1 protein-coding gene is annotated in these 365 nt (G+C 65.2%); it reads right to left on the bottom strand.

The features are described from left to right. Nucleotides 1-365: phospholipase domain-containing protein (locus AB4090_RS15170; RefSeq protein WP_369574708.1), on the bottom strand; the 365-nt coding region annotated here is incomplete at both ends.

Below are 365 nucleotides of genomic sequence, written 5' to 3'. Positions count from 1 at the left end.
ACTTGTAGGGGCGAAGCGCCTTTACCGTAGAGGCCGCGGATAAAGCCATCGGGGCCGTAGACCATAAGCGCGAGATCTTGCCCGTTGGGGGAACGCAGGGTATCGCTGAGCTGCGCGCCAGCGCCAACGGTATAGTGATGCGGCAGCGCATGGCTGCCTTCCCAATAAGCGGTACAGACCACGCCCACGGGGGCAGGGTTGTGGATATGGAGCTCGACGCCTTCGGCTTGCGCCCGTAGGCGCAGACGGGTGGCGTAGGCCAGAGGACGACGACGGCGCAGTCCGGCCTCCTGGGGATGGATGGCCACGGGCTGCTCCTCGGGTACCACTGGCGCCGCTAGGGTCGATTCATGATGTACCGTGGC

Source organism: Acidithiobacillus sp. IBUN Pt1247-S3 (assembly GCF_041146875.1).
Lineage (GTDB): Bacteria > Pseudomonadota > Gammaproteobacteria > Acidithiobacillales > Acidithiobacillaceae > Igneacidithiobacillus.
This window is presented reverse-complemented; position numbering and strand designations above follow the sequence as displayed.